This is a genomic window from Parafannyhessea sp., from assembly GCF_051876455.1.
Classification (GTDB): domain Bacteria; phylum Actinomycetota; class Coriobacteriia; order Coriobacteriales; family Atopobiaceae; genus Parafannyhessea.
Window position 1 is genome coordinate 1 of record NZ_JBJEHW010000009.1, and the last position, 6,654, is coordinate 6,654.

The 6,654-nt window shown below is 63.7% G+C and carries 10 protein-coding genes; all 10 read right to left on the minus strand.

What is annotated here, in order from left to right:
• On the minus strand, nucleotides 1-357 hold a 357-nt coding region (locus ACI38Z_RS00415), incomplete at its 3' end, for an SAM-dependent methyltransferase (RefSeq protein WP_439788217.1).
• A 1-nt stretch (nucleotide 358) separates the two neighbouring features.
• The gene (locus tag ACI38Z_RS00420) at nucleotides 359-649 is read right to left on the minus strand and encodes an exodeoxyribonuclease VII small subunit (protein WP_439788218.1); all 291 of its coding nucleotides are present in this window, start codon (nucleotides 647-649) and stop codon (nucleotides 359-361) included.
• A 2-nt stretch (nucleotides 650-651) separates the two neighbouring features.
• Nucleotides 652-1,236, minus strand: a complete 585-nt coding sequence (gene nusB, locus ACI38Z_RS00425; protein ID WP_439788219.1) for a transcription antitermination factor NusB — start codon at nucleotides 1,234-1,236, stop codon at nucleotides 652-654.
• Between the two features lie 8 nt (nucleotides 1,237-1,244).
• Entirely contained in the window at nucleotides 1,245-1,607 is a 363-nt protein-coding gene (locus tag ACI38Z_RS00430) for an Asp23/Gls24 family envelope stress response protein (protein ID WP_439788220.1), read from the minus strand.
• A 160-nt stretch (nucleotides 1,608-1,767) separates the two neighbouring features.
• Complete coding sequence (gene efp / locus ACI38Z_RS00435) at nucleotides 1,768-2,331, minus strand: elongation factor P (RefSeq protein ID WP_439788221.1); 564 nt, start codon at nucleotides 2,329-2,331, stop codon at nucleotides 1,768-1,770.
• Nucleotides 2,332-2,530: 199 nt separating this feature from the next.
• Nucleotides 2,531-2,923 carry a DUF956 family protein gene (locus tag ACI38Z_RS00440; RefSeq protein WP_439788222.1) on the minus strand — a complete coding sequence of 131 codons (393 nt, stop codon included), beginning with the start codon at nucleotides 2,921-2,923 and terminating at the stop codon, nucleotides 2,531-2,533.
• Nucleotides 2,924-3,064: 141 nt separating this feature from the next.
• Nucleotides 3,065-4,006 (minus strand): PTS system mannose/fructose/sorbose family transporter subunit IID, encoded by a 942-nt coding sequence (locus ACI38Z_RS00445; protein ID WP_439788223.1) that lies wholly within the window; start codon nucleotides 4,004-4,006, stop codon nucleotides 3,065-3,067.
• Between the two features lie 17 nt (nucleotides 4,007-4,023).
• The gene (locus tag ACI38Z_RS00450; RefSeq protein WP_439788224.1) at nucleotides 4,024-4,842 is read right to left on the minus strand and encodes a PTS mannose/fructose/sorbose transporter subunit IIC; all 819 of its coding nucleotides are present in this window, start codon (nucleotides 4,840-4,842) and stop codon (nucleotides 4,024-4,026) included.
• A 29-nt stretch (nucleotides 4,843-4,871) separates the two neighbouring features.
• A complete protein-coding gene (locus tag ACI38Z_RS00455) occupies nucleotides 4,872-5,855 on the minus strand; it encodes a PTS sugar transporter subunit IIB (RefSeq protein WP_439788225.1) in 984 nt (327 codons plus the stop codon).
• A gap of 273 nt (nucleotides 5,856-6,128) precedes the next feature.
• Nucleotides 6,129-6,654, minus strand: a 526-nt coding sequence (locus ACI38Z_RS00460; protein ID WP_439788226.1) for a M24 family metallopeptidase, incomplete at its 5' end; no start/stop codon positions are given.

Genomic DNA, 6,654 nt, shown 5'->3' on the forward strand with positions numbered 1-6,654 from the left:
GCTCCAGTCAAACTGCGCGTAGCCCACGTCCACGGCGAGGACCGACGCCGCACCGTGCTTGAGCAGGCAGTCCGTGAAGCCTCCCGTGGAGCACCCCACATCCAGGCAGGCAAGCCCGCTCGGGTCCACGCCAAAGGCGTCCAGCCCGCGCTCGAGCTTGAGCCCGCCGCGGCCCACGTACGGGATGTGCCCGCGCACGTGGAGCGCGATGCCGGGCGTCACCTGCTCGCCCGGGAACGTCATCCTCCGGTCGGAGGTCGACACGTCCCCCGCGAGCACGGCGCGCATCGCGTCGTCGGTGGTGGAGAAGAACCCCTGCGCCACCAGCTCGGCGTCCAGCCTCCTGCGTCGCGCCACCCTAGGACTCTTCCTCGGTCGGCGCGTCCGCGCCCCTCTCGCCCGCCTCGGCGGGTACCGCCGCGTCCTCGGCCTCCTTGGCCTGCTCGCGCAGCCTGGCCTCCTCCTCGGGCGTGAAGTCCGTCCTGTCGACCATGTCGACGGCCTTGGACCCGAGGGCGATGGCCTCGTCGAACAGGTCGAGCGAGCGCTCGAGCGACGTGTCCTTGTCGCGCACCTGCGACACGATCTGGTCGAGCCTGCCGGTTATCTGGTCAAAGGTCTTGTACGCGGCGGTGTCCGGCTTCGCCATCGCTACTCTCCGGACTCCGGTGACTCGGCCGCGTCATCGGCCTGGGACTCGGTGTCGCCTTCCGCCTCGGCGGAATCCTCGGGTGCGTCGTCCTCCCCGGACTCCGCCTTCTCCTCGGCGCGCTTCGCAGCAAGTGCGCGCGCCTCCGCGATTACGTCCGTGCCGTTCTCGAGCTTGGTCGCCACGCGGCCGAGCACGCCGTTCACGAAGCGGGACGACTCGTCGGAGCCGAACGCCTTCGCCAGCTCGACGGACTCGTCAATCGTGACGGCGATGGCAACCTCGTCCACCTCGAGCATCTCGTACAGCGCGAGCCGGAGCAGGTTGCGGTCGACGGCCGGCATGCGCGACACGCTCCAGTTGGAGGACGTCGCGGAGATGACCGCATCGAGGTCGCCCCTCATGTCGTCGGCGCCACGGGCGAGCATCTCGCCAAACGGGTCCAGCGGACCCTCGGAGATCGCGTAGTCGCCACCCTCGAGGACCTCGTGGACCGTCCTGTCCGTCGCCTCGGCCTGGAAGAGGAGCTGCAGGGCCTGGCAGCGCGCAAGCGTGCGCCCGCCAAAATGAATGGACTTCTCAGACACTTTTTGGGTTACTCCTTGGGAAAGACGAGGCTGTCGATGCAGACGTCCACGGCGCCGACCTCGACGCCGACCTGCTCGCTCACGGCGTTGGCGACGGCCTCGCGGACCGCGGCCGCCAGCTTGGTGAAGGGATAGCCGTAGAAGACGGCAAGGTGCACGCAGACCCTCAGGCTGCCGTCCACGACCTCGGACTCGACGGCCGCCTCGGGCGAGACGCTCCTGCTCGTGAAGACCGAGACGAGGCTGGAGGCAATGTCGTTGCCCCCCACGCGCGCGACGCCCTCGACCTTCTCGCAGGCGCAGCTGACGATCGTCGAGATGACGTTCTTGGAGATGCCGATACCGGCGACGTAGAGCTCGGTTTCGCTCATGACACGTCCTTTCTCATGTGTCGCTGCCGACACCAAAGATGACCTTGCTCAAGTATAGTCGCTCGCAAACGGGCGCGTTGCGTCCCGCTAGCGAAAGGCCCGCGTTGCGCCGTGCGCAGCCGCGGGCCCAGAGACTATCCGCAGGAGACGTTGCCCAAAGCTAGACGCGCTGGACGAACTTGCCGTCGCGCGTGTCGACCTTGATGCGCTCGCCCTGGTTCAGGTACATGGGAACCTGGATGACGGCGCCGGTCTCGATGGTGGCGGGCTTGGTGCCACCCTGGACGGTGTCGCCCTTGAAGCCGGGGTCGGTGTCGGTGATTTCGACCTCGATGAAGGTGGGCGGCTGCACCGCGTACAGGACGTCGTTGGCGTACTGCAGCAGGCAGGTGTCGTTCTCCTTCAGGAACTTGTCGTTGTCGCCGATGAGCTCCTTCTCGACGGGGATCTGCTCGTAGGTCTCCGTGTCCATGAACCAGTAGGAGTCGCCGTCGTTGTAGAGGTACTGCATCTCGCGGGTGCGCATGTCGACGCTCTCGAACTTCGCGGACTGCTGGAAGTTCTCCTCGTTCACGCGGCCGGTACGGATGTCACGGTACTTCGTGCGGACGTAGGTGTTGCCCTTGCCGGGCTTGACGTGCTGTGCCTCAAGAATGACGCAGTCCTTGCCCTTGATGTTGACGCCCAGACCCACCTTGAGGTCGGTAATGCCCAGAGTTGCCACTGTTGCCTACTTTCTGCGTACAAGCGCGCTCACAAGAGCGCACGGATTCACAACGAACCAATACTATATCCCACATATGCGGTCACGCCATCCACAACGCGCCGCTCCACAGAGACAACAGGCCCATGGTGGCCGAGGCATCGCCTCCGTCACCATGGGCCCGTTCGGCCTCTGCGCGCATGTGGACGAGAAGGACGGTCTACTTGCGCTTGAACACGCTCCCGAGCGCACCCGGGATTCCCTTGACGCCGGCCTTCGCGACCTCGAGGACGTTGGGGGACCTGAGGAGCCTGTCCGCGGGCACGTGCTCGCGCACGGCGCGGAGCGTCGCCTTGTTGTCGCGGGTGGAGAAGGTGAAGTGGCCGTTCCTCTTCGTGAAGATCGCGAAGCGGGTGATGGTCTTCTTCCCCAGCACCTCGGCCGAGACGTAGTCGACCTCTTCCCAGGGAATCTGGATGAAGTCCTCCTTGTTCTTCTCGTTGTAGAACTCGAAGGCCTTGTCGCCCACCATCACGTCGCCGTAGGTGGTGAACCCCTGCATGAACGTGGCCTTCGCGGAGTACTCCACGCTCGTGTTCATAGAAACTGCCATGGTGTCAAACCCTTTGCGTATCGAGTAGTTCGCCCCTTGCGCATGCAAGAGGCCGCACCCCCATGTGGCCGAACGAGTTCAGCTTAGGGGATGCGGCCTTGGTTGCAAAGCCCACTCGCGATCCTTCGCGAGAAGAACTCCTTACATGAAGCCGATGACGCGACCGAGGATACCAACGCCGAAGAGGCAGAGGATGATGACGATCGGGGAGACCTTCTTCTTCAGGAGCTTGCAGACCAGGAGCGTCAGGCCGAGAGCCGCAAGACCCGGGATGAGGGAGTCGAGGTTCTGCTGAAGGGTCGTGGTCTTGGTCGGGGTGAGGGACAGACCCTGGTTGAAGTACTGGTCGAACGCGGACTCGATGCCCTTGTAGCCAGCGGGGAGCTTGTTCCAGTGGATGTAGGCTGCGCTGTCGAGCTTCACGTTGGAGACGACCGGGGTGAAGCTGATGGAGACCCACTTCTGGACCAGTGCGCCGATGATGAACATACCGAGGATGGAGGCGCCCTCAGTCACCCTGCCGAGCAGGCCGCCAGAGAGGTCCTTCGAGATGTCGGTACCGACCTTGTAGCCGAACTCCTGCGAGTACCACAGGAAGGCAAGGCGGATGATGTTCCACGCGATGAAGAACAGCAGCGGGCCGACGATGCTGCCGCCGAGCGCGAGGGACGCGCCCAGTGCGCCGAGGATCGGGCGAACCGTGTACCAGAACAGAGGGTCGCCGACGCCGGCCAGAGGACCCATCATGCCAACCTTGACGCCCTGGATGGCCTGGTCGTCGATGGGGGCGCCGTTAGCGCGCTCCTCCTCCATTGCCAGGGTCACGCCGATGACGGGGGCGGACATGTACGGGTGCGTGTTGTAGAACTCCAGGTGACGCTTGAGCGCCTCGATCTGGTCTTCCTTCTTGGGATAGAGCTTCTTGATGGCCGGGATCATTGCATAGCACCAGCCGCCGTTCTGCATACGCTCGTAGTTCCAAGAGCCCTGCAGGTACTGGTGACGGTTGCAGACTGCACGACGGTCAGCGACGGTGAGGTGAATGCCCTTGGTCGAGGCCTCGTTCTTGATGTCTTCTGCCATTGCTTTCACTCCCCTTCCTACTCGTAGTCGTCCAGGATGTCACCGAGCGGGTCGCCGGAGCCGGCAGCGGAGCCGGCACCCTGCTTAGCAAGCTCCTTGAGGCCAAGGTAGATGATGGCGAGGCAGCCGCCGATGAGGCCGAGGGCGATCAGGGTGAGGTCCTTCAGGGTAGCGAAGACGAAGCCGAGGACGAAGAACGGCCAGGTCTCCTTGGTAGCCATCATGTTGATGACCATGGCGTAGCCGACGCAGGCAACCATGCCGCCGCCGACCGTCATGCCGCCGGACAGCCAGGCAGGCATTGCCTCGAGGACGCCGGTAACCGCGGAGGCCGGGATGAAGCAAAGCGCGGCAGCGGGGATGGCGATACGGGCACCCTGCATGCAGATGGCGCCGATCTGGAGACGGTCGATGGCACCGAAGTCACCCTTCTCGGCCGCGGCGTCCATGCCGTGGACGATGGGGATGGCGAGCGTACGGCAGATCATCGTCAGGAACAGGCCTGCGACGGAAAGGGCCGTAGCGGCACCGATTGCGGTGTTGATGGCAGCGGTGACGTCCTTGGTGCCGCCGTTGAGGGCGAGCATCAGGATGATGCCGGAGGCGACGGAGGCGAGTGCCGCGTCAGGTGCGACGGCAGCGCCGATGTTGGCCCAGCCGAGTGCCATGAGCTGCAGGCTGCCGCCGAGGATGATGCCCTCGGTGGGGTGGCCGCAGACGAGGCCAATCAGCGTGCAGGCAACGATTGGCTGGTGGAACTCCCACTCGTCCAGGATGCCTTCCATGCCTGCCAGGAATGCCACGATGATGACAAGCACGATCGAAATAGGATTCATGAACTTCCTCCTTCTTTCTATCGAGGCCCTTAGGCCATGTTCTTCTCTTTGAGAAGAGCCCAGATGTCATCAACCTTGTCGCTCGGCACCTTCTGCACGTAGAAGTGCGTGCCGTTGTCGCGAATCTTCTTGAGGCACTCGACGTCGGCCGCATCGCAGGCGATTGCCTGGTTGACGACGGTCTTGCCGGCGGAACCGGCCATGGAGCCGATGCAGACCTCCGGGAACTTGACGCCCTTCTCCTCCGCCTCGAGCAGGTCCTGCGGGGTCTCGAAGAGGACCATTGCCTTGGTTGCGCCGAAGCGCGGGTCCTTGTCGACCTGGACGAGCTTGTCGATGGGGATGACGTGGACGTGGACTCCTGGAGGGGCCGCCTGCACGATCATGGTCTTGCGCAGGTCGTCGTGGGCGACGCCGTCGGACACGACGAGGATGCGGTCCGGCTGGACCTGCTTCGTCCATGCGGTCGCGACCTGGCCGTGAAGGAGCCTGGTGTCGATGCGGACGTAAGCGTACTTGATGTGACCGTCACCGAGCACCGTTCCCTCGGGAATGGCACCCTGTGCGACCGGCTTGGCCGCGGCAGCCGCGGGGGCAGCCGTCTTGGGCTCGAGCTCCTCCGGCTTCACCTTGACTCCGTCACGCGCCTCCGAGAAGACCTCCTGCATCACGGCGACGGCGGTGTCGGCGCCCATGCGGGCACCATACGCCGAGACGAGCATCGGCAGGTTCAGGCCGGTAATGGCGACCCAATCGTCGTGCCCCTCTTCGCTGATGAGACGGGAGACCTGGTTGAAGGGAGTGCCTCCCCACAGGTCGACCAGGAATAAGACGTGCTCCTGGTCGTCGAAAGTGGCGATCGCGTCAAGCAGCTTCTTGTGCATGTCGTCGGGACCCATGTCAGGCGTCAAGACGACGGCCGCGACGTTCTTCTGCGGACCGAAGATCATGCTGCCCGATTCCATGATGCCCTCGGCGAACTTGCCATGGCTTGCTAGGACAATATTGACCATCCAACTTCCTCCTTTACGTCCACTCTGCTTCCAACAGATCCAATGCGGACCGCATGCAGGCTTCACGTCTTCCTTACCAATTGCACACGATTGCTCCACATCGCGGTCAAGTGTACACCATATGGACTGAAAACGCTTTCATAAAGGAAATTTGCCTTCCGCCGATTGAGTCAATTCCCAACATTGCGAGTGTTAGCTGGGTCATCAATACTTAAAAGCCCGGTGGACAAATACCGTCCACCGGGCAGAAGTTGACACTGTCTTAATGCCGTGCTAGCAGTCAATCACGCGCAAGTCGTGAGAAGAGCGGCCGAACGGCTTGTATCCGTCCTCGGTGATGACACCCGTGTCCTCCAGGCGGATGCCGAACTTGCCGGGCAGGTAGATGCCGGGCTCGTCCGTCACGACGGAGCCGAGCGGGCAGGGCTTGTCGTAGGTGCGGCCGAGGTTGGGACGCTCGTGGATCTGGAGTCCCACGCCGTGGCCGAGGCCGTGCTTGAAGTAGTCGCCATAGCCGGCGTCGGAGATGACCTTCACGGCGAGGTCCTGCATGTCCTTGCCGATGACACCCGGGTGGATGGCCGCGGCGCAGGTCTCGTTGGTGAGCCTCACCACGTCATACACCTTCTGCTGCTCCTCGGTAGGCTCGCCAAGCACGACGGTGCGCGTCATGTCGGCGTGGTAGTCGTGATAGCCCGCGCCGTAGTCCATCACGATCATGTCGCCCTTCTGGACCTTGCGCTCACCGGGCTGCGCGTGCGGGTTGGCGCCGTTGGGGCCGCTCGCTATGATGCTGTCG

Excerpts from the sequence above, each read along its gene's own strand:
- ACI38Z_RS00455 (WP_439788225.1), bottom strand. The coding sequence starts at position 5,855 with ATGGTCAATATTGTCCTAGCAAGCCATGGCAAGTTCGCCGAGGGCATC.
- ACI38Z_RS00430 (WP_439788220.1), bottom strand. The coding sequence starts at position 1,607 with ATGAGCGAAACCGAGCTCTACGTCGCCGGTATCGGCATCTCCAAGAAC.
- ACI38Z_RS00440 (WP_439788222.1), bottom strand. The coding sequence starts at position 2,923 with ATGGCAGTTTCTATGAACACGAGCGTGGAGTACTCCGCGAAGGCCACG.
- ACI38Z_RS00420 (WP_439788218.1), bottom strand. The coding sequence starts at position 649 with ATGGCGAAGCCGGACACCGCCGCGTACAAGACCTTTGACCAGATAACC.
- ACI38Z_RS00445 (WP_439788223.1), bottom strand. The coding sequence starts at position 4,006 with ATGGCAGAAGACATCAAGAACGAGGCCTCGACCAAGGGCATTCACCTC.
- ACI38Z_RS00450 (WP_439788224.1), bottom strand. The coding sequence starts at position 4,842 with ATGAATCCTATTTCGATCGTGCTTGTCATCATCGTGGCATTCCTGGCA.